The 23149-nt window shown below is 71.3% G+C and carries 23 protein-coding genes; 13 read left to right on the top strand and 10 right to left on the bottom strand.

All coding sequences use genetic code 11. The features are described from left to right. Nucleotides 1-55 precede the first annotated feature (55 nt). Nucleotides 56-940 carry a methylisocitrate lyase gene (prpB, locus tag OK345_RS07845; RefSeq protein ID WP_265127373.1) on the bottom strand — a complete coding sequence of 295 codons (885 nt, stop codon included), beginning with the start codon at nt 938-940 and terminating at the stop codon, nt 56-58. 104 nt (nt 941-1044) lie between these two features. On the opposite strand from prpB, the gene OK345_RS07840 reads away from it, so the two are divergent. After that, nucleotides 1045-2283: a citrate synthase family protein gene (locus OK345_RS07840; protein WP_265127372.1), complete on the top strand. Its 1239-nt coding sequence runs from the start codon at nt 1045-1047 to the stop codon at nt 2281-2283. 225 nt (nt 2284-2508) lie between these two features. Further along, nucleotides 2509-3387 carry a subclass B3 metallo-beta-lactamase gene (gene bla / locus OK345_RS07835; RefSeq protein WP_265127371.1) on the top strand — a complete coding sequence of 293 codons (879 nt, stop codon included), beginning with the start codon at nt 2509-2511 and terminating at the stop codon, nt 3385-3387. 253 nt (nt 3388-3640) lie between these two features. Here the strand turns inward: bla and OK345_RS07830 are convergent, their stop codons facing one another. Genes OK345_RS07830 through pdxH form a run of 4 tightly spaced genes read right to left on the bottom strand, consistent with a single transcriptional unit; the run spans nt 3641 to nt 5842 of the window. Beyond that, nucleotides 3641-4438 carry a cobalamin-binding protein gene (locus tag OK345_RS07830; RefSeq protein ID WP_265127370.1) on the bottom strand — a complete coding sequence of 266 codons (798 nt, stop codon included), beginning with the start codon at nt 4436-4438 and terminating at the stop codon, nt 3641-3643. Beyond that, complete coding sequence (locus OK345_RS07825) at nt 4435-4785, bottom strand: YqfO family protein (RefSeq protein ID WP_265127369.1); 351 nt, start codon at nt 4783-4785, stop codon at nt 4435-4437. Before OK345_RS07825 ends, OK345_RS07830 begins: the two co-directional genes overlap by 4 nt. After that, nucleotides 4782-5246, bottom strand: a complete 465-nt coding sequence (locus OK345_RS07820; RefSeq protein ID WP_265127368.1) for a GNAT family N-acetyltransferase — start codon at nt 5244-5246, stop codon at nt 4782-4784. Before OK345_RS07820 ends, OK345_RS07825 begins: the two co-directional genes overlap by 4 nt. Next, a complete protein-coding gene (gene pdxH, locus OK345_RS07815; protein WP_265127367.1) occupies nt 5243-5842 on the bottom strand; it encodes a pyridoxamine 5'-phosphate oxidase in 600 nt (199 codons plus the stop codon). The genes OK345_RS07820 and pdxH overlap by 4 nt, the downstream gene beginning before the upstream one ends. Nucleotides 5843-5881: 39 nt before the next feature. Here pdxH and OK345_RS07810 point away from each other — a divergent pair, with 39 nt between their 5' ends. Continuing rightward, nucleotides 5882-6703 carry a kinase gene (locus OK345_RS07810; RefSeq protein ID WP_265127366.1) on the top strand — a complete coding sequence of 274 codons (822 nt, stop codon included), beginning with the start codon at nt 5882-5884 and terminating at the stop codon, nt 6701-6703. Between the two features lie 24 nt (nt 6704-6727). Here OK345_RS07810 and OK345_RS07805 read toward each other — a convergent pair whose 3' ends face one another. Together OK345_RS07805 and OK345_RS07800 are read right to left on the bottom strand one after the other, a co-directional pair. Next, nucleotides 6728-7177: a hypothetical protein gene (locus tag OK345_RS07805; protein ID WP_265127365.1), complete on the bottom strand. Its 450-nt coding sequence runs from the start codon at nt 7175-7177 to the stop codon at nt 6728-6730. A 103-nt stretch (nt 7178-7280) separates the two neighbouring features. After that, a complete protein-coding gene (locus OK345_RS07800) occupies nt 7281-7484 on the bottom strand; it encodes a dodecin family protein (protein ID WP_265127364.1) in 204 nt (67 codons plus the stop codon). Between the two features lie 99 nt (nt 7485-7583). On the opposite strand from OK345_RS07800, the gene OK345_RS07795 reads away from it, so the two are divergent. The 7 genes from OK345_RS07795 to mdtD all read left to right on the top strand — a co-directional run bounded on the left by OK345_RS07795 (nt 7584) and on the right by mdtD (nt 12960). Next, nucleotides 7584-8126, top strand: coding sequence for a shikimate kinase (locus OK345_RS07795; protein ID WP_265127363.1), 543 nt, complete (start codon nt 7584-7586; stop codon nt 8124-8126). Continuing rightward, nucleotides 8123-9232 (top strand): 3-dehydroquinate synthase, encoded by a 1110-nt coding sequence (gene aroB, locus OK345_RS07790; protein ID WP_265127362.1) that lies wholly within the window; start codon nt 8123-8125, stop codon nt 9230-9232. The genes OK345_RS07795 and aroB overlap by 4 nt, the downstream gene beginning before the upstream one ends. A 54-nt stretch (nt 9233-9286) precedes the next feature. After that, nucleotides 9287-9538, top strand: coding sequence for a WGR domain-containing protein (locus OK345_RS07785; RefSeq protein ID WP_265127361.1), 252 nt, complete (start codon nt 9287-9289; stop codon nt 9536-9538). A gap of 88 nt (nt 9539-9626) precedes the next feature. After that, nucleotides 9627-10700: a uroporphyrinogen decarboxylase gene (hemE, locus tag OK345_RS07780; protein WP_265127360.1), complete on the top strand. Its 1074-nt coding sequence runs from the start codon at nt 9627-9629 to the stop codon at nt 10698-10700. Nucleotides 10701-10826: 126 nt separating this feature from the next. Then, nucleotides 10827-11105: a type II toxin-antitoxin system RelE/ParE family toxin gene (locus OK345_RS07775; RefSeq protein WP_265127359.1), complete on the top strand. Its 279-nt coding sequence runs from the start codon at nt 10827-10829 to the stop codon at nt 11103-11105. After that, on the top strand, nt 11106-11399 hold the full coding sequence (locus OK345_RS07770; protein WP_265127358.1) for a HigA family addiction module antitoxin: 294 nt from the start codon (nt 11106-11108) through the stop codon (nt 11397-11399). Nucleotides 11400-11538: 139 nt separating this feature from the next. Further along, nucleotides 11539-12960 (top strand): multidrug transporter subunit MdtD, encoded by a 1422-nt coding sequence (gene mdtD / locus OK345_RS07765; RefSeq protein ID WP_265127357.1) that lies wholly within the window; start codon nt 11539-11541, stop codon nt 12958-12960. Here the strand turns inward: mdtD and OK345_RS07760 are convergent, their stop codons facing one another. Genes OK345_RS07760 through OK345_RS07750 form a run of 3 tightly spaced genes read right to left on the bottom strand, consistent with a single transcriptional unit; the run spans nt 12961 to nt 21067 of the window. Next, complete coding sequence (locus OK345_RS07760) at nt 12961-13887, bottom strand: hypothetical protein (protein ID WP_265127356.1); 927 nt, start codon at nt 13885-13887, stop codon at nt 12961-12963. After that, nucleotides 13884-17465 (bottom strand): hybrid sensor histidine kinase/response regulator, encoded by a 3582-nt coding sequence (locus tag OK345_RS07755; RefSeq protein ID WP_425510958.1) that lies wholly within the window; start codon nt 17463-17465, stop codon nt 13884-13886. The genes OK345_RS07760 and OK345_RS07755 overlap by 4 nt, the downstream gene beginning before the upstream one ends. 50 nt (nt 17466-17515) lie before the next feature. Continuing rightward, entirely contained in the window at nt 17516-21067 is a 3552-nt protein-coding gene (locus tag OK345_RS07750; protein ID WP_265127355.1) for a hybrid sensor histidine kinase/response regulator, read from the bottom strand. A gap of 258 nt (nt 21068-21325) precedes the next feature. Here OK345_RS07750 and OK345_RS07745 point away from each other — a divergent pair, with 258 nt between their 5' ends. Genes OK345_RS07745 through OK345_RS07735 form a run of 3 tightly spaced genes read left to right on the top strand, consistent with a single transcriptional unit; the run spans nt 21326 to nt 23132 of the window. Next, complete coding sequence (locus OK345_RS07745; RefSeq protein WP_265127354.1) at nt 21326-22000, top strand: YceI family protein; 675 nt, start codon at nt 21326-21328, stop codon at nt 21998-22000. Further along, nucleotides 21991-22569 carry a cytochrome b gene (locus tag OK345_RS07740; protein ID WP_265127353.1) on the top strand — a complete coding sequence of 193 codons (579 nt, stop codon included), beginning with the start codon at nt 21991-21993 and terminating at the stop codon, nt 22567-22569. Before OK345_RS07745 ends, OK345_RS07740 begins: the two co-directional genes overlap by 10 nt. Further along, on the top strand, nt 22566-23132 hold the full coding sequence (locus OK345_RS07735) for a YceI family protein (protein ID WP_265127352.1): 567 nt from the start codon (nt 22566-22568) through the stop codon (nt 23130-23132). Before OK345_RS07740 ends, OK345_RS07735 begins: the two co-directional genes overlap by 4 nt. Nucleotides 23133-23149 lie beyond the last annotated feature (17 nt).

Raw genomic sequence — 23149 nt, 5'->3', positions numbered from 1 at the left:
CGGCAATGCCCGGTCGCGACTGACGTCGCTCCTGCAGGTGGGTAGTTGGGGACTGTTATTTCTTCGCGGCGAACAATGCGTCGAGCTGCTGCTCGAAGGCGTGGTAGCCGATGCGGTCGTACAGTTCCTCGCGCGTCTGCATCGCATCGACCACGTTCTTCTGGTGGCCATCGCGGCGGATGGTCTCATAGACGTTCTCGGCGGCCTTGTTGGCGGCGCGGAACGCGGACAGCGGGAACAACTGGATGGCGACGCCGGCCGAGGCCAGCTCGTCGCGCGTGAACAGCGGGGTCTTGCCGAACTCGGTGATGTTGGCCAGCACCGGCACCTTCACCGCATCGACGAAGCGGCGGTAGGTGTCCAGGTCGTAGGCGGCCTCGGCGAAGATGCCGTCGGCGCCGGCCTCGACGCAGGCGATGGCGCGCTCGATGGCCGCATCCACGCCGTCCACCTGGATCGCATCGGTGCGCGCGATCAGGAAGAAATCCGGGTCGGTCTTGGCATCGGCGGCGGCCTTCACCCGGTCCACCATCTCGCCCTGGGTGACGATCTCCTTGCCCGGGCGATGGCCGCAGCGCTTGGCGCCCACCTGGTCCTCGATGTGGCAGGCGGCCGCGCCGGCCTTGATCAGCGACTTCACCGTGCGCGCGATGTTGAACGCGCTGGGGCCGAAGCCGGTGTCGATGTCCACCATCAGCGGCAGGTCGCAGACGTCGGTGATGCGGCGCACGTCGATCAGCACGTCTTCCAGCGTGTTGATGCCCAGGTCCGGCAGGCCCAGCGAGCCAGCGGCGACGCCACCGCCCGACAGATAGATGGCCCTGTAACCGGCGCGCTTGGCCAGCAGCGCGTGGTTGGCGTTGATCGCGCCGATCACCTGCAAGGGTTTCTCGGCGGCGAGGGCGGCGCGGAAGTGGGCGCCGGCGGAAGAAAGGCTCATGGCTTGGCTCCTGATCGGGCGGCGACGGCGGGGCCGTTCCGCGATGGCGCACAATCTGGCACCATCGCACGCATTGATCAATCTTGATTCAAAAAATCAACATATTGAATACGCCCTCCAATTCTCCCGATCCGGAACTGATCCCGGCCAGCGACGCCTGCGCCCTGCTCGGCATCAGCCCGGCCACCCTGTACGCCTACGTCAGCCGCGGCCAGCTCAGCTCGCGCCCCGGCCCCGACCCGCGCAGCCGGGTGTACCTGCGTGCGGAGGTGGAACGGTTGGCGCAGCGCAAACGCGCCGGCCGCGGCGCGGCGCGCGGCGCGGCGCAGAGCCTTGACCGCGGCCTGCCGGTGCTGGAAACGCGCATCTCGCTGATCCGCCCCGACGCGCCCTATTACCGTGGCCGTTCGGCGGTCGCCGCGGCGCAGGGCGGCGCCACGCTGGAAGACATCGCGCGGCTGCTGTGGGAGTGCGAGGAACAGGATCCGTTCGCGGCGACGCCGCCCGCCGCGTGGCCGCAACGCATCGCCACGCTGGCACTGGACGCCACGCTGCCGCCGCTGGAACGGACGATGGCCTGCATCCCGCTGCTGGCGCTGGAACAGCGGCAATCGCTCAACGCCGCGGCCCCGGTGCGGCGCGAAGTGGCCGCGCTGCTGCTGCGGCAGAACGCCGCGCTGCTGGTCGGCACCCAGCCCGACGCGCGCCCGGTACATCGCCTGCTCGCCGACGCATGGCGGCCCGGCGACGCCGGTTTCGCCGAACTGCTGCGCTCGGCGCTGGTGCTGTGCGCCGACCACGAACTGAACGTGTCGGCGTTCGCCGCGCGCGTGGTCGCCTCCACCGGCGCGCACCTGCACGCCACCGTCAGTGCCGGGCTCGCCGCGCTGTCCGGCCCGCGCCACGGCGGCGCCACCGCGCGCGCGCATGCGCTGCTGCTCGACGCGCAGGCCAGCGGCAAGCCGGCTGCGTTCATCGCCGAACGCTGGCGGCGCGGCGACGACCTGCCCGGCTTCAACCACCTGCTCTACCCCGATGGCGACCCGCGTGGCGCCGAGGTGCTGCGCCAGTTGCGCGAACTGCGCGGCGGCACGCCACGCATGCAGCACGTCGAAGCGGTGCTGGCGGCCACCGCCGAGCACAGCGGCCAGCCCCCCAACATCGACGGCCTGCTGGCGGCGATCTGCTACGTCCACGAACTGCCGGCCGCGCATGCGCTGGTGATGTTCGCCACCGCGCGCCTGACCGGCTGGCTGGCGCATGCGCTGGAACAACAGGCGCTGGGCACATTGATCCGCCCACGTGCGCGCTACACCGGGCTGGCGCCGGGCCGGCCGCTGTAGCCTGCGAGGCATGCGCCCAGTTCATGGCTGGGCCTCATTTTTCGCGTTGGTGCCGATGCGCGGGCCATCCCTACACTCCTGCGCCTACCGGGAGAGATACCGATGACGACTTCACCTGCATTGCCGAACCCCGTGGCCCGCCGCTTGCCGGGTGCCCCCGTTCGCACCCTTGCCATCCTCGCCGCCGCCGTGGCCTTGGCCGCCTGCCAGCCCGGACCACGCGGAATGGTTCCCGCATCGGGCACAGCGGAACCGGCGCACACCGACGACACGGCGGCCACGGTCACGCCCTGCCCCGCCGATGCAACGGTGATGGATGGCTGGAACGACCGCGCGCCGCCGCGGCGCATCTTCGGCAACACCTGGTACGTCGGCACCTGCGGCCTGAGCGCGTTGCTGGTGACTTCGGACCAGGGCCACGTCCTGCTGGACGGCGCCACCGAGGCGGCCGGTCCGCTGATCGAAGCGAACATACGCGCGCTCGGCTTCGACCCGAAGGACGTGAAGTACCTGCTGAACACGCACGAGCACCACGACCACGCGGCGGGCCTGGCCTATCTGCAAGGCGTTACCGGCGCGCCCCTGCTGGCGCGCGAACCCGCCATCGCCACCCTGCGCAACGGCCGCAGCGGCCGCGACGACCCGCAGCAGCTCGAACCGCACTCGGCGTTCCCGCCGGTGGCCCGCGTAGAGGCCATCGGCGATGACGGCATCGTCCAGGTCGGCCCGCTGACGCTGACCGCCCATGCCACGCCCGGCCACACGCCCGGCGGCACCAGCTGGACCTGGCGCTCCTGCGGGGGCACGCGCTGCCTGGACATGGCCTACACCGACAGCACGAGCGCGATTTCCGACCACGCATACCGCTACCTCGACCACCCGGCAATGGTCGCCGCGTTCCGCCGTGGACTGGACACGCTGGCCGCGCTGCCCTGCGACATCCAGATGACCCCGCATCCCCGGGCCTCGGACCTGTTCGACCGCCTGCAAGGCGTGCCCGGCAAACCGCTGGTCGATGCCGGGGCCTGCGAACGCTACGCCCGGGCCGGGCGCGCCAATCTGGAGAAAAGGCTGGACGACGAAACCCGCGGCCTGAAGCCGTGAGGCGACGACCACCCAACCCGTAGGAGCGCACCTTGGTGCGCGATGGGGTTTTACCGGGAAAGCTCCATCGCGCACCAAGGTGCGCTCCTACGCGTGCTGCTGCGCTCAATGCAGGACGATGGCCGTAACCACATGCACGCCATCGGGCACCACTGCCGTCCCCAGCTACAGGTATCGACCAGCATCCCGTAGATGCGGGGCTTGCCCCGCATGAAGCTCTACCGGCAAAGCCCGTGCGGGGCAAGCCCCGCACCTACGTGTGCCGCTGCGCCCAGCGCTGGACGATGGCCGCGATCGCCTGCACGCCATCGGTCAGCGCCGCCGGCCCCGGCTGCAGGATGATCGGCGACTTGACCTCGTGCAGCTCGCCATCGCGCACCGCGTTGATCGCCGCCCAGCCTGGCCGCGCGGCCACCCGCTCGGGGCGGAACTTCTTGCCGCACCATGAGCCGATGATGATGTCCGGGTTGCGCGCGACCACCGGGTCGCCGTCGGCGAGGATGCGCGCCTTCGCCAGCGGTTCGCGCGACAGCTCCGGGAACACGTCGATGCCGCCGGCGATCTCCACCAGCTCGGCACCCCACTGGATGCCGGTGATGATCGGCTCGTCCCACTCCTCCACATAGACGCGCGGCCGCCGCGGCAGCCGCGCCGCCTGTGCGGCGATGGCGTCCAGCCCGCGCTGCAGTTCATCGGCATAGGCTTCGGCACGCGCGGCCACCCCGACCAGCGCGCCGAGCCGGCGGACGTAGTCGAGGATGCCGGCGACGCTGCGGTGGTTGGCGATCCACACCTCCACCCCGCGGCGGATCAACTCGGCGGCGATGTCGGCCTGGATGTCGGAAAAACCGATCGCCAGGTCGGGCTGGAGCTTGAGGATCTCCTCCACCTTGGCGCTGGTGAAGGCGCTGACCTTGGGCTTCTCGCGCCGCGCCTGCGGCGGCCGCACGGTGAAACCGCTGATGCCGACGATGCGGTCCTGCTCGCCGAGCGCATACAGGGTCTCGGTCGGCTCCTCGGTCAGGCAGACGATGCGGCGCGGACCGGTCATGGCGCGGCGAACAACGTTTCGTCGACGAACACCGCCGGCGTGCACCAGGGGTGGTGGGCGGCGATGCCCTGGTCGAGCAGCCGCTGCAGCCGCTGCGGATCGCGCGGGATGCAGAACTCCAGCCGCACCGTCGGTTCGCGCACCGGCTCGCCGGCCTCCCCCCGTACCGCCGCGGTGCCGGCCTGGGCGCGGTACTGCTCGTGGCCCGGCGCCGACTCCCACATGCCGTGTTCGTAGCCGCCGGCCGCCAACGCGTCCACCGCGAGGATGCCGTGCTTGAGTGCTTCCAGATGCGAAGGCGGCACGAACACGGTGACGCGGTAGACCGGGTGCAGGTGCAGGCTCATGTTTCCTCCGGGCCGACGGCCATCCGGTAGTACGCCACGCGCTCGGTCCCGGCAAAGCCGCAGGCCCGGTGCGCCGCCCGCGCCCGTGGATCGCCCAGCGCGGCGTCGGAGGCCAGCTCGCGGCAACCGTGCGCGACGGTCCAGCGCGCGACCGCTTCGACCAGCCGCCGAGCCGTGCCCTGCCTGCGCGCCGGCGGACGCACAGACCGTCCCTCCAGGAATCCCGCCGGCGAACCGGCGGTGCCGTTGACGTGGTCGCGGCGCAGGCTGGCCGCGGCCAAGCCCATCGCCTGCCCCTGCCGGTCCAGCGCGATGAAACAGGCGTTGTCGGGAACCTCGATCAGCTGTTGCAGCCTGGCCAGCGAGGTCCCGCAGTCCGGCCAGAGCGCACGGCGCATCGCCGCCCATGCCGGCCGGTCGCCGGCCTGCGCACGCCGGATGCGCGCGCCTTCGCCGTTCACGGATACAGCATCCGCTTGCTCCAGTCGCCGGCCGCGTCGCTTTCGTAGCACCAGCGCTCGTGCAGCCGGAACTGCGCGCCGTACCAGAACTCGAAGCGCTGCGGCACCACGCGGATCCCGCTCCAGCCTTCCGGGCGCGGCACCTCGCGCCCCTCGAAACCGGCCTCGACCTTGGCCACGCGCTGCTCGAACTCCTCGCGCGAGGACAGCGTGCGCGACTGGGCCGAGGCCCAGGCACCGATCTGGCTCAACCGCGGCCGCGAGGCGAAGTAGGCGTCGGCTTCGGCCGCGGCGACCTGCTGCGCCACACCCTCGATCCGCACCTGCACCCCGGCTTCGCGCAGCCGCCGCCACAGGAACAGCAGCGCGACCTGCGGATTGGCCTGCAGTTCGCGGCCCTTGTGGCTGTCCAGGTGCGTGTAGAAGACGAATCCGCGCTCGTCGAACGCCTTGAGCAGCACCGTGCGCGCCGAGGGCCGGCCTTCCACCGAGGCGGTGGCCACGGTCATCGCATTGGGTTCGATTTCGTCGCCGGCGCTGGCCTCTTCGAACAGGCGGGCGAAGGTGGATAGCGCTTCGGCGTACAGATCGGTCATGGCGGATTCGGACGGCAACGGTTGCGCTATTGTGGCCGCATGCCATCCGATCCGTACATGCCCCGTGTCGCCGGCTTTCCCGGCATGCTGGTCGAAGCCGCGCTGGAAGATGCGCTGGCGACGGACCGGCGCACCCCGGTGCTGGCGCTCAGCGGCCTGCAGGGCAGCGGCAAGTCCACCTTCGCCCGCCAGCTGGTGGCAGCCGCGCAGGCGCGCGGACTGCGCGCGGCCACGCTGTCGATCGACGACACCTACCTGACCCGCGCCCAGCGCCAGCGCCTGGCCGACCGCGTCCACCCACTGCTGGCCACCCGCGGCCCGCCGGGCACCCACGACCTGCCGCTGGCGCTGACCACGCTCGACGCCGCCCGCGACGGCCGCCCGCTGAGGCTGCCGCGCTTCGACAAGCTGGCCGACGACCGCCTGGCCGAAGCGCACTGGCCGGCGGAGGAATCGCCACTGGACCTGCTGGTGTTCGAAGGCTGGTTCCTGGGTACCCCGGCCGAGGACGCGGACAGCCTGGCCGAGCCATTGAACGACCTGGAGCGCCAGGCCGACGGCGACGGCCGCTGGCGGCGCTGGTGCAACCACGCGCTGGCGCACGACTACCCGGCGCTGTGGCAACGCTGCGACCGCTTGTGGTTCCTGCAGCCGCCGGATTTCTCGGTGGTGCCGCGCTGGCGCTGGCAGCAGGAGCAGTCGATGCAGGCCGCCGCCCCGGGCCGCAGCGGCATGACCCGATCCCAGCTGGAGCGTTTCGTGCAGTTCTACGAGCGCGTCAGCCGGCAGGCGCTGCGGACCCTGCCCGGCATCGCCGACCGCGTGGTGCGGCTGGACGCATTCCGGCGCCCGCTGGAGTGAGCCGCACGCAGCGCGCGTTCGCGTTCACTCGCACCTGAGATAAGGCGAACCCTGCACCAGCGTGCGATACCGCGCCGGCAACGCCGGGCCACCGGGATAGTCGTGGTCGTTGGCTTCCACCACCAGCACGCCCGGCTGCTCGTCGGCGTTGAACACCAGCAGCAGCGGCTTGGGGCTGTCGTCGCCGAACCAGGGGAAGAACCACAGGCTGATGCCCTGGTAATAGTTGCCGCCGTAGCTGGCGGCGAACTCGGGGGTGGCCGCGTGCTCGCGGATCGTGCCGATCTCGAAGCCGAAGCCGCTGCGGTCCACCACGATCTGCGGCTGCCGGCCGCAGTCGCCCGCCGGCGCGTAGCGGCCGTGCAGTTGCCTGAAATCGTCCAGGTGGGTGAGCGGCACCGCACCCGCCACCGTTGCGGCGAACAGTCCCGCCAACACCGCCGCCCGCATGCCGCTGCGCCCAAGCCATCGCATGATCCTGCCCCCGAACCGGCCCTCACCCACCGCAACGGTGGCTGCGGCCGCCAGCGGCCAGCGCGCGCCCGTCATCCGGGCGCGCAGGCACGAACCGTCGGGGCTACTCCACCAGGAAGGTGACGCGCAGGTTCACCCGCCATTCCTTGATGTTGCCGCTGTCGTCGGTGACGACCTTGGTTTCGTTGATCCACGCCCCGCGGATGCCCTTGACGGTCTCCGCCACCTTCTTCAAGCCGCTGCGCACCGCGTCCTCCACGCTGGTCGGGGACGATGCGTTCACTTCGATGACCTTGGCAACTGACATGTCGAACTCCTTTGCAGGGACTGCGGGGGTTCCGCAGCTGGGGCCATGGTCGCCGCATGCGTGTTAAGGCGCCGGCACGAGGTGCTAGCATCCGGAGCGATGAATCCCGCCCCCAACCTCATCCTGGTCGGCCCGATGGGCGCCGGCAAAAGCTGCATCGGACGGCGCCTGGCCGAACGCTTCAGCCTGGAGTTCGTCGATGCCGACCAGGCCATCGTCGAGGCCGCCGGCGCCAGCATCACCTCGATCTTCGAGCATGCCGGCGAGGCCGGTTTCCGCGAACGCGAGCGCGAAGTGCTGGCCGCGCTGCTGGAACGGCGCGGGATCCTGCTGTCCACCGGCGGCGGCGCGGTGCTCGACGCCGGCAACCGCCGGCTGATCCGCGAACGCGGCTTCGTGGTGTACCTGCGGGTCAGCGTGCGGGCGCAGCTGCAGCGCCTGCAGCGCGACCGCACCCGCCCGCTGCTGCAGCGCGAGGACCGCGAGCAGCTGCTGCAGTCGATGGCGCGGCAGCGCGATCCGCTGTACCGCGAAGTCGCCGACCTGACGATGGACACCGACGCATACACCCCGGCCGAGGCCACCGCGCAACTGGTGGTACGGCTGGCCGCGCAATGGCAGATGACGGAAATCCCCGCATGACCGCTTCCCCCCGCACCGTCGCCGTCGGCGGCGAACGCCCCTACCGCATCAGCATCGGCCCCGGCCTGCTGGCCGACGGCGAAATGCTGGCCGCGCAGGTGCGCGGCCGCCACGTGCTGCTGCTCAGCGACAGCCAGGTGGCGCCGCTGTACCTGGCGGGCGTGCGCGACGCGCTGCAGGCGGTGCGGCCGCAGCTGCGGATCGGCGAATTCGTCATCGCCGCCGGCGAGGCCTCCAAGACCCTGGCCAGCTTCGGCGACGCCATCGCCGCGCTGGCCGCGCTCGGCGCCACCCGCGATGCCTGCGTGCTGGCGCTGGGCGGCGGCGTGGTCGGCGACCTGGCCGGCTTCGCCGCCGCCTGCTGGATGCGCGGCGTGGACTGCGTGCAGCTGCCCACCACGCTGCTGGCGATGGTGGACTCCTCGGTCGGCGGCAAGACCGCGGTGGACATCCCGCAGGGCAAGAACCTGGTCGGCGCGTTCCATCCGCCGCGCGCGGTGATCGCCGACACCTCGGCGCTGCGCACCCTGCCGGTGCGCGAGCTGCGTGCGGGGCTGGCCGAGGTGATCAAGTACGGCGCGATCCGCGATCCGCTGTTCTTCCGCTGGCTGCAGGCCGAGCGCAGCGCGCTGCTGGCCGGCGACGCCGACGCGCTGGCGCAGGCGATCGCCCGCAGCTGCGAGCACAAGGCCGAGATCGTCGAGCGCGACCCGCTGGAGAAGGGCGAACGCGCCCTGCTCAACCTCGGCCACACCTTCGGCCATGCCATCGAGACCGCCCAGGGCTACGGCGCCCCCGGCAACGACAACCTCAACCACGGCGAGGCGGTGGCGGTGGGCATGGTGCTGGCGGCAAAACTGTCGGCGGCGCTGGGCATGGCCGATACGGCCGATACCGGCACCCTGCAGGCGCTGCTGCACGACTACGGCCTGCCCACCGCGGTCCCGCCCGGACTCGACCCGGAGGTGCTGCTGGGCCACATGCGGCTGGACAAGAAGAACATCGCCGGCCGCCTGCGGCTGGTGCTGTGGCGCGGCATCGGCAAGGCCGAGGTGGTGGCCGACGTGGACGAAGCACGGGTGCTGGAAATCCTGCGGCAGGGGTAACCGGCCTTTCGCCGCGACGCGGCCGGATGCCGCGGCAACGGCTACAATCGGGCCATGCGCGTATTCCTGCAGCAACCGCCCAGCGGCAACGAAAATCCACGTTACGTCCAGCTCACCCTGCAACCGGACCTGTTCGGCGGCTGGGAGCTGCTGCGCGAGGCCGGCCAGATCGGCGGCCGCGCCCAGCTGCGGCGCGAGCAATACCTGCTGCAGGAGGAAGCCAGCGCCGCGTTCGAGAAGGCCCGCGACCTGCAGCTCAAGCGCGGCTTCCAGGTGATGTTCACCAGCGGCGCGCAGCCACAGTGATGCCGCGGCCCGCCCCGGCCGTGGGCGCCCGCCTTCTTTCCCCGGCCCGGGCGACGCCATCCCCGGCCTGACTTCCGAGGATCCCACCTTGTCCAGCCCCCTTCGCAACGACCGTTTCCTGCGCGCCCTGCGCCGCGAGCCCGTGGACTGCACGCCGGTGTGGCTGATGCGCCAGGCCGGCCGCTACCTGCCGGAGTACCGCGCCACCCGCGCCCGCGCCGGCAGCTTCCTGGCCATGGCCAAGAATCCGCAGATCGCCTGCGAAGTCACGCTGCAGCCGTTGCAGCGGTTCGAGCTGGACGCGGCGATCCTGTTCTCCGACATCCTCACCATTCCCGATGCGATGGGCCTGGAGCTCTACTTCGTCGACGGCGAGGGCCCGAAGTTCCGCCGCCCGGTGCGCAGCGAAGCCGACATCGCCCGGCTGGCGGTGCCGGACATGGAAACCGAACTGCGCTACGTCACCGACGCGGTGCGCCTGATCCGCCGCGAGCTGGACGGCAAGGTGCCGCTGATCGGTTTTTCCGGCAGCCCGTGGACGCTGGCCTGCTACATGATCGAAGGCGGCGGCAGCAAGGACTTCGCCCGCATCAAGGCGATGGCGTTGAACGAGCCGGCGGCGCTGCACCGGCTGCTGGCGGTGGTGACCGAGGCGGTGATCGCCTACCTGTCGGCGCAGCGCGCGGCCGGCGCGCAGGCGCTGCAGGTGTTCGACACCTGGGGCGGAGTGCTGAGCCCGGCGATGTACCGCGAATTCTCGCTGCGCTACCTGACCCGCATCGCGCAGGAACTGGAGCGTGGCCAGGGCGACGCGCGCACGCCGCTGATCCTGTTCGGCAAGGGCAACGGCAGCCACGTCGAGGCGCTGGCCGCCAGCGGCACCGACGCGCTGGGCGTGGACTGGACCATCGAGCTGGGCGATGCCGCGCGCCGCAGCGGCGGCCGGGTGGCACTGCAGGGCAACCTGGACCCGGCCACGCTGTACGGCTCGCCCGAGGCGATCCGGCGCGAGGTCGGGCGCGCGCTCGACAGCTACCGCGACGGCAACGGCGGCTCGCGCGAGGGCCACGTGTTCAACCTCGGCCACGGCATGTCGCCGGACATGGACCCGGAACACGTCGCCGTGCTGGTGCAGGCGGTGCACGAACTGAGCGCACGCTGACGACTTCTTGCCTTTGTAGGAGCGACGTCAGTCGCGATGGGAGGTTTCCCGGCAAGGCCCCATCGCGACTGACGTCGCTCCTACATCGAATTTGTTGCGCGGTGCGCAACATGCTAAGCTCCGGACATGATCAAGTCGTTCCGGCACAAAGGATTGCGCCGCCTCCATGAAACGGGGAACACCTCCGGCGTCCAGGCAAGCCATGCGAAGCGGCTTCGGCTCCAGCTCGCCGCCCTGGATACCGCCCAGTCCATCGAGGACATGGATATTCCGGGCTTCGGGCTTCACCCGTTGAAAGGAACGATGAACGGCCGTTGGTCGATTGCCGTCAATGGCAACTGGCGCGTCACCTTCGAGTTCAAGGATGGCAATGCCTACGTGCTTGACTACGAGGACTATCACTGAATGAACATGTACTGCCCTCCCCATCCCGGCGAGTTCATCTCCGGCGTCTACCTGGAGCCGAACAACATCAGCGGCCGCGAGCTCGCCGAAAAGCTCGGGGTTGCGGCCTCCACGCTGAGTCGCGTCCTCAATGGCTCCAGCCGCGTCACTCCGGAAATGGCTCTTCGCCTTTCCAAGGCCATCGGCCGCAGCCCGGAGAGCTGGCTGGCCATGCAGGACGCGCATGACCTCTGGGTCGCACGCCAGCACGTCGACCTGAGGAACGTCGGCAGGCTCAAGCTGGCGGCAGCCTGACGATCCTCCGGCGGATTCCGCGTCCCTCCCATTCCCCTGCAGGAACGGCTTGCACCGCCTTGCTGGCGCATCCGGCGACGCATCGCCTGCACCGACCGTTGCCGACAATCGGTACCTGCCCCGCCGTCCCGAAATACCGATGACCCCGCCGACTCCTGCACCCGCCGCCGACAATTCCCACAAACCGCTGCTGTGGCTGGTGTCGCTGGCGATCTTCATGCAGATGCTGGACTCGACCATCGTCAACACGGCGCTGCCGGCGATGGCGCGCAGCCTGGGCGAAAGCCCGCTGCAGATGCAGTCGGTGGTGTTCAGCTACGCGCTGGCGGTGGCCATGTTCATCCCGGCCTCGGGCTGGGTCGCCGACCGCTACGGCACCCGCCGCACCTTCCTGGTCGCCATCATCCTGTTCACCCTGGGCTCGCTGGCCTGCGCGCTGGCGCAGCAGCTGCAGCAGCTGGTCGCCGCGCGCGTGCTGCAGGGCATCGGCGGAGCGATGCTGCTGCCGGTGGGACGGCTGGCGGTGATGCGTTCGGTATCGCGCGAGCAGTTCCTGCGCGCGATGAGCTTCATCGCCATCCCGGCGCTGGTCGGCCCGCTGCTCGGCCCCACCCTGGGCGGCTGGCTGGTGGAAGTGGCCTCGTGGCACTGGGTGTTCCTGATCAACCTGCCGATCGGCGTGGCCGGGTTCATCGCCGCGATGCGGATCATGCCCGACCACCGCGCGGAGCGACGCACCCGCTTCGACCTGGCCGGCTACCTGATGCTGGCGTTCGGCATGGTCGCGCTGTCGCTGGCGCTGGACGGCATTTCCGGGCTGGGCACGCCGCACGCGCTGGTGATGCTGCTGGCCGTGGCCGGGCTGGCGGCGCTGGCCGGCTACTGGCTGCATGCGGCCGGACGCCCGGCGGCGCTGTTCCCGCTGGCGCTGTTCAAGGTCGCCAGTTTCCGCATCGGCATCCTCGGCAACCTGTTCGCGCGCATCGGCAGCGGCGCGATGCCGCTGCTGATCCCGCTGCTGCTGCAGGTGGGCCTGGGCATGAGCCCGATGCACGCGGGGATGATGATGATCCCGGTGGCGCTGGCCGGCATGGCCTCCAAGCGCGCCGCGGTGAGTCTGGTCCAGCGCTTCGGCTACCGCCGGGTGCTGATGGTCAACACGGTGCTGGTGGGCGTGGCGATGGCCAGCTTCCTGCTGGTGTCGGCCGATCAGCCGCTGGGTTGGCGGATCGCGCAGCTGGCCGCGTTCGGCGCGGTGAACTCGCTGCAGTTCACGGTGATGAACACCGTGACCCTGCGCGACCTGGACCGCGAGCAGGACAGCGCCGGCAACAGCCTGCTGTCGATGGTGATGATGCTGGCCACCGGCTTCGGCGCGGCGGCGGCCGGCAGCCTGCTGGCCGCGTTCAGCAGCCACCTGTCCGCCAGCCACGACGCCCTCGCCGCGCTGCACGCCACCTTCGTCTGCGTCGGCGCGATCACCCTGACCTCGACGCTGATCTTCTGGCAGCTGCCGGAAACCCGGCCGCACCCGCGCCGGGTGGAGGAAGTGGCGGAATGATCAGTCCGCGACCGCGTCGGCGCCCATCTTCGCCGCCCGCGCTCGCCGGTACTCCAGCCGCAGCTCGCGCATGCCTTCGGCCACCTCCGGGTCGATGTCCTGCGGCATGACGCACCCCGGGGCGATACGCCCCAGCAGCGCCGACGCCAGCGCCTGCACCACCAGCGCCTCGGAGGAGCCCGTATCCAACGCCTCCACCCGGTCGTCGAAGGCCACCGCGCTGGCGCCCCCTCCCTCTGTGCTCATGTTCAGCAGCGCGCCCTCGGCCGCGGGGTCCAGCCGCTCGCGGGCCACCAGCGGCAACGGGTTCCAGCAGTCGCCGGTGCTGACGATCCGCGCGCGTCCGGCCAGTTCGCGCAGCAGCCCCTCCATCTCCCTGCGCAGCCTGGCCGGCCGGGTTTTGCCCTTGGCCATGCTCAACCGCAGCTTGATGAAGTACAGGTCCTTGACCATCAGCCCCAGCGCCGAGTCGAAGGCCTGCCCGCCGGACTCGATCCGCATCGTCGCCAACCATGCTTCCGGGGCCTTCGCGCCGTCCCTGGCCGGCAGCTTGACCGGCACCAGCCGGCCGGTCTCGACCTTGTCGTAGCTGGCCCGCGGGTCGTCGGCCAGGGCGGCGATGCCGTCCAGGGTGTGCCGGGCCATCTGCTCCAGCTGCCCGGCCGGCAATATGCCCGCCGGATAGAAGTACACGCTCAGCAGCGCGCCGGGGTTGTCGGGATCGCGATAGTTCACCGAGGCCCCTTCCTCCGGCTGTTCGTAGCGGTGTTCCTTGTCCGCCTCCCAGCCGTCCAGGTGCAACGGGTATACCACCCGGCTCTCCTGCAGGAAGCCGCCGAGGAACGGCGACTGCGCCGGGTCGGCCATTGCCGGCATCCACGGCTGCAGCAGCAGGCCGGCCAGCAGCATCGAGCGCAATCCATTCATGGGTCCACGTCCTTCTCCGTCGCACCGGCATCGGGGTGCAGGTGCGGTTGCAGTATCCGCGCGATCGCCTCCACCAGCAGTTCGCCGGTGACCGGCTTGCGCAGGAAGCCGTCGAACCCGGCCTCGTAGGCCTGCGGCTCGGCATTGGCGTCCGAGCGCGCGGTGACGGCGATCAGCGGCATGTCGTAGCCGAGCACGTGCAGCTGCCGCGCCAGTGCCAGGCCATCCAGCCCGGGCAGGTCCAGGTCGAGCAGGCCGACGTCGAAGGTCGATCCCGCCGCCTCGGCCAGTGCGGCCAGGCCGTGCGCGGCGTGCACCACCTGGTGCCCGCGCACGCTCAGCAGGCCGCTGATGACGTCGGCGATGGTGGCGTCGTCCTCGACCAGCAGGATCCGCAGCGGCGGCAATGGCGACAGCCGCCGGGCAGCGTCCGCCACGGCAGCGTCCGCCTCGACCACCGACTCCACCCAGGGCAACGGCAGTTCGACGCTGAAGCGGCTGCCGCTGCCCAGGGTGCTGTCGATGCCGATGCGCCCGCCCATCGCCACCGCCAGTTCCTGGCAGATCGCCAGCCCCAGCCCGCTGCCGCCATAGCGCGCGGCGGTACGTGCGCCGTCGGCCTGCTCGAAGCGCTGGAACAGCCGCTGCTGCTGCTCGGCGTTGATGCCCGGCCCGGTATCGGCGATCTCGAAGCGCAGGCCGACGTTGCCGGGCAACGCCTCGGCGCACAGCGACACCGAGCCGCGTGCGGTGAACTTGATCGCGTTGCCCAGCAGATTGAGCAGGATCTGGCGTACCCGCATCGGATCGCCACTGGCGCTGATGCGCGGCGGCAGCCGGTTGTCGAGCACGAAGCGCAGCCCGCGCTGCTGCGCCAGCGGCGCCATCAGCCCGTGCACCTCGCCGATCAGCTGCTGCAGGTCGAACGGCTGCTGCACCAGCTCCAGCCGCCCGGCCTCGATCCGCGCCAGGTCCAGCGCATCGTTGACCAGCCGCAGCAGGTGCTCGCCGGCGCGCCGGATCGATTCGGTGTAGCCGCGCTGCTTCGGGTCCAGTTCCGAGGCCAGCAACAGCTCGCTCATGCCCAGCACGCCGGTCATCGGCGTGCGCACCTCGTGGCCGAGCGTGGCCAGGAAGCGGGTCTTGGCCAGCGAGGCCTGCTCGGCCAGCTCCTGCTTGTGCAGCGCCAGCTGCCACGCATGGCGACGGCGCAGGCGGCGGCGGTACAGGTGCGCCAGCCACCAGGCCAGCAGCAGCCCGGCGGCCACGAACAGGGCGATGCCGCCGGTGCTTCGCCACCACGGCGGCAGTACCCGGAAGCGCAACGGCTGCACCTGCGACCACACGTTGTCGGCGGTCCTGGCCTGCACTTCCAGCAGGTAGCGCCCGGGTGGCAGGCGCGAGAACACGCGCTCGCCGCTGGCGCCGACATCCACCCAGTCCGGGTCGTAGCCGCCCAGCCGGAACCGGTAGCTGTTGGCCGCCGAGTCGGCAAAGGACAGCAGCCGCGCGACAATGTGCAGGTCGCGGTCGCCGTCGGCGATCTCCATCGGCATGACATGGGTCAGGTCCAGCACCTCGTCGCCGCGGCGCACGTCGACGCGCTCGATCACCAGCGGCGGCTGCCGGGTGGCCGGACGCACCCGGTCCGGGTCGAACAGCACCAGTCCTTCCGGGGTGCCGCCGGCGATCTGCCCGTTGCCCGACCGCACCAGCGCGCGGCGGCGGAACTCCTGGCTGGGCAGGCCGTCGTGCACGCCGTAGCGGCGCACCGCCTTGCTCGCCGGGTCGATCCGGATCAGGCCACGGGCGCTGCTGGCCCAGGCCACGCCGGCACCGTCGACCAGCAGCGCCCCCGGTGCCAGCGCCGGCAGGTCGCGTTCGATGCCGATGCGGTCGAGCAGGCTCAGCCGATGGCCATCCCACAGGTACTGCTCCATCGTGCCCATGCCGACCAGCCAGGCCACGCCGGCATCGGTGACGTTGAAGGTGTAGAGGTGGCTGGCCGGGCCACCGGGCACCGGCAAGAACGCCGCATCGGCCTCGCTCCAGCCCATCAGGCCCTGGCTGGTGGCCAGCCACAGCGCCTCCTCCGGCCCGCAGTGCATGTCCTCGATGGTCTGGTTGGCCGCCAGCCCGGCCGTTCCCGGCGCGACCTGCCGCAGCACGCGGCCGTCGAGGTCGCGCTGCTGCAGTCCGCTGTCCTCGGAAAAGATCCACACCAGGCCGCCTTCGCAGACGCGGATGATCTCGCTTTCGCCGGGCATGGCGGCATCGCGCGGCTGGCCGTGGTACCAACGCACGACGCCGCCGTCGCGCGGGTCGTAGCGCACCAGCGCGTCCACGCTGCCGATCCACACCCGCCCGTTCTGGTCCTCGGCCACCGATTGCGCCCAGTTGGCGCCGTCGATGACCGCCAGGTGGTGTTCCACCTCGCCGGTGGCCGGATCCAGCTTGTCCAGTGCGCCGCGGGTGCCGACCACCCAGATGCCGCCATCGGCCGCCGCGGCCAGCCCCAGCGCATAGCCGTTGCGCAGCGAGCCGGGATCGTCCACGCGCCGCGACAGCACCGAGAACTGCCGCCAGTTGGCCGCCAGGTGCCACAGCCCGGCGTTGGTGCTGGCGAACCACAGTCCGCCCTCGCGGTCCTCGTAGGCAGTGGACCAGTTCGGCTTGACCATGCCGCGCGCCACCGCGCTGTACAGCGGGACGTTGTGGACCACCTCGCCGCTGCCGCGGCCGAGCCCGGAAAGCGTATCCAGCCAATAGCCGCCGTCGCGGTCGCGCAGCATCATGCCCAGCACGTGCCCGGGCGCCTGCCCGCGCCACGGCGGATCGCGGAAGCGGCCATCGCTGCCGCGCACCACCACGCCGGCGACCGACGCCACCCACAGGTTGCCGTCCTCGTCCACCGTCAGGCCGTTGACCTTCGGCGAAGGCAGCAGGTCGTCGTCCACCCGTTCGAAGCCGCCGCCGGTCCAGCGCGCCAGGCCGTTCTTGGTACCCACCCACAGGCTGCCGTCGGGCGTGACCGCCAGGTAGCCCACCGCCGGCGACGGCAGGCTGCGCGGGTTGCCTTCCTGGGGCATGAAGCGACGGACCTGGCCGTCCGGTCCCAGCCGGTGCAGGCCGCCGGTGGCGGTGCCGAACCAGACGCTGCCGTCGGGCGTGGAGGCGATGCTCCAGACCGTGTTGCTGCCGATCTGCGGATGGGTCCGGCGGTTGTAGAAACGGAAGTGGCGGCGGTCGGCCGACAGCATCACCAGCCCGACGGACTGGGTCCCGATCCACAGCTGGTTGCGGGCATCGACGTGCACGCTCCACACCAGGTTGTCGCGCAGGCCGTCCTCGGCCCGCCAGAAGCGGTAGCCGCGGCCGTCGTAGCGCGCCAGGCCGTCGCGGCTGGCCAGCCACAGGTAGCCGAAATGGTCCTCGGCGAATCCATTGATGCTGCTCGACGGCAGCCCGTCGGCCACGGTCAGCTGGCGCGGCTGCGGCGTGGCCGGCACCTGCGCATGCAGCGGGGCGATGGCGGCCAGCAGCCACAGGCACAGGCCCGCCGCCAGCCAGCGGCGCAGCGCCGACGCCGCTACCGGCGCACGTCGGCCGCTGCGGCGCCGGGCCGGGGTCACCGCATGTCCTCCGCGGCCGCCACGGTGGCGCTGCAGACCGCGGCGATCGCCTCGGCGAGGATGTCGCCTGTCACCGGCTTGCGCAGGAAGCCATCGAAACCGGCGGCACGCACCTGTGTTTCGGCATGCGCGTCGGAACGCGCGGTCACCGCGATCAACGGGAATTCGTAGCCCATGCCGCGCAGTTGCCGCGCCAGCGCCAGGCCATCCAGCGCCGGCAGGTCGAGATCCAGCAGGCCGACGTCGAACGCGGTCGCCGCCGCTTCGGACAACGCCGACAGCCCGTGCGCGGCGTGGACGACGCGGTGCCCGCGCGCCTTCAGCAGCCCAAGCATCACCTCGGCCACGGTCGGGTCGTCCTCCACCAGCAGCACCTGCAGCGGCCGCGCCGGCGGCGCCGGTGCCGTCGGGTGGGCGGTACGGCCCGGCGGCAGCACGCTCCACGGCAATGGCAGCTGCACGACGAAACGCGCGCCGGCGCCGGGGCGGCTTTCGATGCGGATATGGCCGCCCATCGCCACCGCCAGTTCCTGGCAGATCGCCAGGCCCAGGCCGCTGCCGCCATAGCGCGAGGCGGTGCGCGGGCCCTCGGCCTGCTCGAAGCGCTGGAACAGCCGCGCCTGCTGTTCGGCATTGATGCCCGGGCCGGTGTCGCTGACCTCCAGCTGCAGGCCGCCGCCTTCGGGCAGCAGGCGCACGGCCAGGCCGACATGGCCGCGATCGGTGAACTTGATGGCGTTGCCCAGCAGGTTCATCAGGATCTGCCGCACCCGCATCGCGTCGCCACGGACGCTGACCGCCGCCGGCAACTCGATGTCGCGCTGGAACGCCAGTCCGCGCCGGCGCGCCATCGGCATCATCAGCGCCGATACCTCCTCCAGCAGCCGCGTCAGGTCGAACGACCGCTCTTCCAGTTCCAGCTTCCCGGCCTCGATCCGGGCCAGGTCCAGCGCATCGTTGACCAGCCGCAGCAGGTGGCTGCCGGCCTGCTGGATGGCGCCGGCGTAGTTGCGCTGGGTGTCGTCCAGCGGCGTGGCCAGCAGCAGTTCGCTCATGCCCAGCACGCCGGTCATCGGCGTGCGCACCTCGTGGCCGAGCGTGGCCAGGAAGCGGGTCTTGGCCTGCGAGGCCTGTTCGGCCACCTGCTGCTTGTGCAGCGCCAGCTGCCACGCATGGCGCCGGCGCAGGCGTGCACGGTAGCCGCGCACCAGCACCCACAGTGCCAGCAATGCCGCCAGCGCATAGCCGGCCAGCGCGGCGTGGCTGCGCCACCATGGCGGCAGCACTTCCAGGTCGATGCGCTGCGGCGGCGACCACGCGCCGCCGGCCGCGGCGCCCTGCACCTCCAGCAGGTAGCTGCCGGCCGGCAGCCGCGACAGCGTGCGCTCGCCTTCGTGCCCCTGTTCCACCCAGTTCTGGTCGTAGCCGACGACCCGGAAGCGGTAGCGGTTGCGCAGCGGATCGGCATAGGAGAGCAGGCGTGCGGTGATGCGCAGGTCGCGGTCGTCCGGCCCCAGCGTGACCGGTCCCGGCAGCGCCAGCGACTGTTCCTGCTCGGCATCGTCGCGACGCACATGCAGGCTGTCGACCACCAGCTGCGACGGCGGCAATGCCACCCCGCTGCCGTCCGGGTCGAAGCTGACCAGGCCGGTGGCCGATACCGCCAGCGCCTGGCCACGGGCATTGCGCGCCGGCGGGCGCAGGGTGAATTCCACGTCGGGCAGGCCGTCGCGCTCGCCATGCAGGCGCAGGGCGCGGGTTTCCGGCTGCCAGGACAGCAGGCCGCGCGGGGTGGTCGCCCACACCTGGCCATGGCTGCCCGGCACCAGCCCGCCGATCGCCACCGCCGGCACGCCCTGCGCGGTGTCCACCCGCTCTTCCAGCAGCAGTTGTCCGCCGTCGCGGCGATAGCGTTCCAGCGCGCCCTGGCGCGCCAGCCACACGTCGTCGCGCGGGCCGAACATCACGTCGTACACCATCCCCGGCGCCACCCCGGGCACGGCGACGAAGCGGCCGTCGCGGGTGTGCAGCAGACCGGCACCGCCGGCCACCCACAGCTGCCCGTCCGGATCGACCAGCAACTGCTCCACCAGGGCATCGGGCAGGTCCCGCCCGGACCCGAACGGCACGTCCTCCAGCAGGCGGCCGTCGGCGGCGCGGTGCTGCAGGCCGTAGTTGACGATCGACAGCCACACGCTGCCGTCGGCGGCCGGGCGCAGCAGGTCCACACGCCGCTGCGGGTCGCTGCCGACCCCCAGGTCGAACGACTGCAGACGCCCTCCCGCCGGCTGGTACAGGTCCAGCCGCCCGATGCGGCCCAGCCACAGGCCGCCATCGGTACGCGGCAGCACCGACCACACGCTGCCCTTGCCGATCCCCGCTTCGCCGACCACCTGCGACAGCACGCCCTCGCCGTCGAGCCGGTATACGCCATGCGCGCCGGCGACCAGGAAGCCGTCGCCGTCGGCCGCGGCATTGAGCAGGTACAGGCTTTCCAGCGGCTGCCCGTCAAGCTGGTAATAGGTGGCGAAGCGCTTCCAGTCCGGCGGCAGGTAGGCCAGGCCCTGGGTCAGCATGGCGATCCATATGCCGCCTTCATGGTCCTGCAGCAGATCCAGCACGCCGCTGCGGTCGGTCAGGAAACCGCTGCCGCGGTCGCCCTGCAGCAGCGTCAATTCGCGTTCGTCGCCGCGGAACAGGCCGTTGGCGGTACCCACCCAGTAGCCGCCGTGGCGGTCGTGCAGCACCATCGCCGCGCGTGCCTGCGCGCCCTGTGCCCAGGTCGCCGCATGGGCACGGCCGTCGCCGTCCACCCGGTACAGGCCGTTGCTGGTGCCGGCCCAGACGGTGCCGTCGGTTTCGCGGCTGAGCCGGAATACGTTCTTGTCGCCCAGCTGCGCCGGGGCGATGCGGCGGAAGCCGTCGCCGTCCCAGCGCGCCAGCCCGGCGCTGGTGCCGATCCAGACCCGGCCCTGCTCATCGGCCAGCATCGAATAGATGGTGTCGTCGGGCAGGCTGCGCGGGTCGTTTTCCTCGGCGTGGTAGCGGGTGATGATGCCATCCTCGTCGCGCCGGCACAGGCCGCCGCCGCTGGTGCCGACCCACAGCGACTGCTCCGCGTAGGCCAGTGCCCATACCTGCTGCTCGCAGACGCGGTTGAGTTCGGGGAAGTGGCGGAAGCCGGCGCGATCGGTGTCCAGCATGCTCAGGCCGCCGCCGTTGCTGCCCACCCACACGCGGTCGTGCGCGTCCACCAGCAGCGTTTCCAGGGTATTGCTGGGCAGCGAGGCCGGATCGCCCGGATCGTGCCGCCACACGCGCAGGCCGACGCCGTCGTAGCGCGCCAGCCCGTCGTCGGTCGCCGCCCACAGGTAGCCCTGCCGGTCCTCGGCCAGCGCCAGCACCATCCGCGACGGCAGGCCCTCGGCCGCGCCCAGGCGGCGCATCCGCGGCGTCTCCGCGATCCCGGCCGCCACGGCCTGCAACGGCAGCCACACCAGCAGCAGCGTCAGCAGTCCCGTGCCCGCACGTCTCCATTCCCACGTCATCGCTGCCGGCTCTCCTCTGGTACCCGCCGCTCTCCCCGGCGGGGAACGTCCGGCGCGGCACGCACGCCGCGCCGGCCCGTGTTCCGGAAGCCGCAATGTATACCCGCCGCTGCGGCAAAAAGCACGCCGGCGCCGGTCGCCAGCGCCGCCTGGCCGGCGGCAATGGCGCCAGCACCGTAACGATCCGTTGCGGCATTCCCGCACCGATGGCGACGGGACTGTGTCTAGAATCCGTCCATCCCGAGCCGGAGCCAGCCATTGCAGCGATCCATCCTCCTAGTCCTGCTGTGGGCGCTGCCGGCGCTGGCGCTGGCCGCTCCCGTCCGCTACGCGCTGGACCCGGTACATACCCGGATCCTGTTCGCGGTCGAGCACGCCGGCTTCTCGCAGGCGCTGGGCACGATCTCCGGCAGCGAGGGCGTGCTGGTGTTCGACCCCGACGACTGGGCGCAGGCGCAGCTGGAGGTGACGATCCCGGTCGAACGGCTGGACCTGGGCGATGCCAAATGGAACCAGGCCACGCTGGCGCGCAACCTGCTCGATGGCGAGCGCTTCCCGCAGGCCCGCTTCGTTTCCACCCGGGTCGAGCCGGTGGACGCGCAGCGCGCGCGGGTGACCGGACTGCTGACCCTGCGCGGGGTGTGCCGCGAGGTGACCCTGGAAGTGGTGCTCAACGCGCTCAAGCGCCACCCGCTGCCGCCGTTCCGGCGCACCGCCGGCTTTTCCGCCACCGCCACGCTCAGCCGTGCCGAGTTCGGCATCGACGCCTGGAAGTCGGTGATCGGCGACCGCGTCGAACTGCGGATCGAGGCCGAGGCGGTACGCGAACGACGGGCCAATGACCGCGACGACGCCGTCGACGACCCTGCACCGGCCGATACGTTGCCGCAGGACACCCCTCCCCCCGATCCGGAACCCGTGCCATGCCCCTGAAGAACACCGCCGACCGCTGGGGAGCCGTCAGCCAGTCGTTGCACTGGCTGATCGCCGCGCTGATCCTGCTGCTGGGCATCGTCGGCCTGACCATGGGCGAGTTGCCGCGCACGCCCAAGTACTTCTGGGTGTATACCGCGCACAAGTCGCTGGGCATCACCGTGCTGGCGCTGGCGGTGCTGCGGCTGGGCTGGCGCCTGTATGCCGGCGCGCCGCGGCCGGTGCCGGGCACGCCCACCTGGCAGGAGCGCATCACCTCGGCCACGCACTGGCTGCTGTACGCGCTGATCTTCGCGCTGCCGCTGTCGGGCTGGCTGTACGACTCGGCCAGCGGGCTGCGTCCGTTCCGGCTGTTCGGCCTGGTCGAGATGCCCAAGCTCAGCGCGCCGGACGAACGCACCAGCCAGATCTCCCACGCCATCCACGAATGGGGCTTCTGGCTGCTGGTCGCGGTGGTGCTGGCGCATGCCGGCGCCGCGCTTTACCACCATGTTCATCAGCGCGATGACACCCTCGCGCGCATGTTGCCGCAAGGCTGGCTCAAGACCCCGAAGAAGGATGCCGCATGACCATCAGACTGACCTCCCCGGCCACCGTCGCCGCCGCCCTGGCGGCCATGCTGGCCACCGCCCCGGCGCTGGCCGCCGACTACGTGCAGGCCCCGGGTTCGACCCTGGCGTTCGCCACCAAGTACGACGGCGAAGTCTTCGCCGGCACCTTTCCCGGCTTCGCCACCACCCTGAGTTTCGACCCGGCCAACCTGGCCGACGCCAAGCTGGACGTGACCATTCCGCTGGCCGGCGCCAGGAGCGGCAACAGCGACCGCGACTCCACGCTGCAGAGCGCGGACTTCTTCAACGTCGCCCGGTTCGCCACCGCGCACTACCGGGCCGACAAGTTCCGCGCCCTGGGCGGCGACCAGTACGCGGCCGACGGCACGCTGGAACTGCGCGGCATCAGCAAGCCGGTCACCCTCACCTTCACATGGACCCCGGGCACGCAGCCGGTGCTCGCCGGCAAGGCCACGGTCAAGCGGCTGGACTTCGACGTCGGCGGCGGCGACTGGGCCGATACCAAGACCATCCCCAACGAAACCGCGATCAGCACGCGGGTGGTGTTCAAGGCGAAGTAAGTGCCCGCGGCGGTGGC

It is taken from the genome of Xanthomonas chitinilytica, assembly GCF_026107455.2.
Lineage (GTDB): Bacteria > Pseudomonadota > Gammaproteobacteria > Xanthomonadales > Xanthomonadaceae > Stenotrophomonas > Stenotrophomonas chitinilytica.
Note: the sequence above shows the minus strand (reverse complement) of the source record. Positions and strands in the feature narration are given on the sequence as shown.

Excerpts from the sequence above, each read along its gene's own strand:
- OK345_RS07775 (WP_265127359.1), top strand. The coding sequence starts at position 10,827 with ATGATCAAGTCGTTCCGGCACAAAGGATTGCGCCGCCTCCATGAAACG.
- OK345_RS07810 (WP_265127366.1), top strand. The coding sequence starts at position 5,882 with ATGCCATCCGATCCGTACATGCCCCGTGTCGCCGGCTTTCCCGGCATG.
- aroB (WP_265127362.1), top strand. The coding sequence starts at position 8,123 with ATGACCGCTTCCCCCCGCACCGTCGCCGTCGGCGGCGAACGCCCCTAC.
- pdxH (WP_265127367.1), bottom strand. The coding sequence starts at position 5,842 with ATGACCGATCTGTACGCCGAAGCGCTATCCACCTTCGCCCGCCTGTTC.
- OK345_RS07735 (WP_265127352.1), top strand. The coding sequence starts at position 22,566 with ATGACCATCAGACTGACCTCCCCGGCCACCGTCGCCGCCGCCCTGGCG.
- prpB (WP_265127373.1), bottom strand. The coding sequence starts at position 940 with ATGAGCCTTTCTTCCGCCGGCGCCCACTTCCGCGCCGCCCTCGCCGCC.
- OK345_RS07830 (WP_265127370.1), bottom strand. The coding sequence starts at position 4,438 with ATGACCGGTCCGCGCCGCATCGTCTGCCTGACCGAGGAGCCGACCGAG.
- OK345_RS07750 (WP_265127355.1), bottom strand. The coding sequence starts at position 21,067 with ATGACGTGGGAATGGAGACGTGCGGGCACGGGACTGCTGACGCTGCTG.
- bla (WP_265127371.1), top strand. The coding sequence starts at position 2,509 with ATGGTTCCCGCATCGGGCACAGCGGAACCGGCGCACACCGACGACACG.
- OK345_RS07805 (WP_265127365.1), bottom strand. The coding sequence starts at position 7,177 with ATGCGATGGCTTGGGCGCAGCGGCATGCGGGCGGCGGTGTTGGCGGGA.
- OK345_RS07740 (WP_265127353.1), top strand. The coding sequence starts at position 21,991 with ATGCCCCTGAAGAACACCGCCGACCGCTGGGGAGCCGTCAGCCAGTCG.
- mdtD (WP_265127357.1), top strand. The coding sequence starts at position 11,539 with ATGACCCCGCCGACTCCTGCACCCGCCGCCGACAATTCCCACAAACCG.
- OK345_RS07800 (WP_265127364.1), bottom strand. The coding sequence starts at position 7,484 with ATGTCAGTTGCCAAGGTCATCGAAGTGAACGCATCGTCCCCGACCAGC.
- OK345_RS07785 (WP_265127361.1), top strand. The coding sequence starts at position 9,287 with ATGCGCGTATTCCTGCAGCAACCGCCCAGCGGCAACGAAAATCCACGT.
- OK345_RS07770 (WP_265127358.1), top strand. The coding sequence starts at position 11,106 with ATGAACATGTACTGCCCTCCCCATCCCGGCGAGTTCATCTCCGGCGTC.
- OK345_RS07825 (WP_265127369.1), bottom strand. The coding sequence starts at position 4,785 with ATGAGCCTGCACCTGCACCCGGTCTACCGCGTCACCGTGTTCGTGCCG.
- OK345_RS07795 (WP_265127363.1), top strand. The coding sequence starts at position 7,584 with ATGAATCCCGCCCCCAACCTCATCCTGGTCGGCCCGATGGGCGCCGGC.
- OK345_RS07760 (WP_265127356.1), bottom strand. The coding sequence starts at position 13,887 with ATGAATGGATTGCGCTCGATGCTGCTGGCCGGCCTGCTGCTGCAGCCG.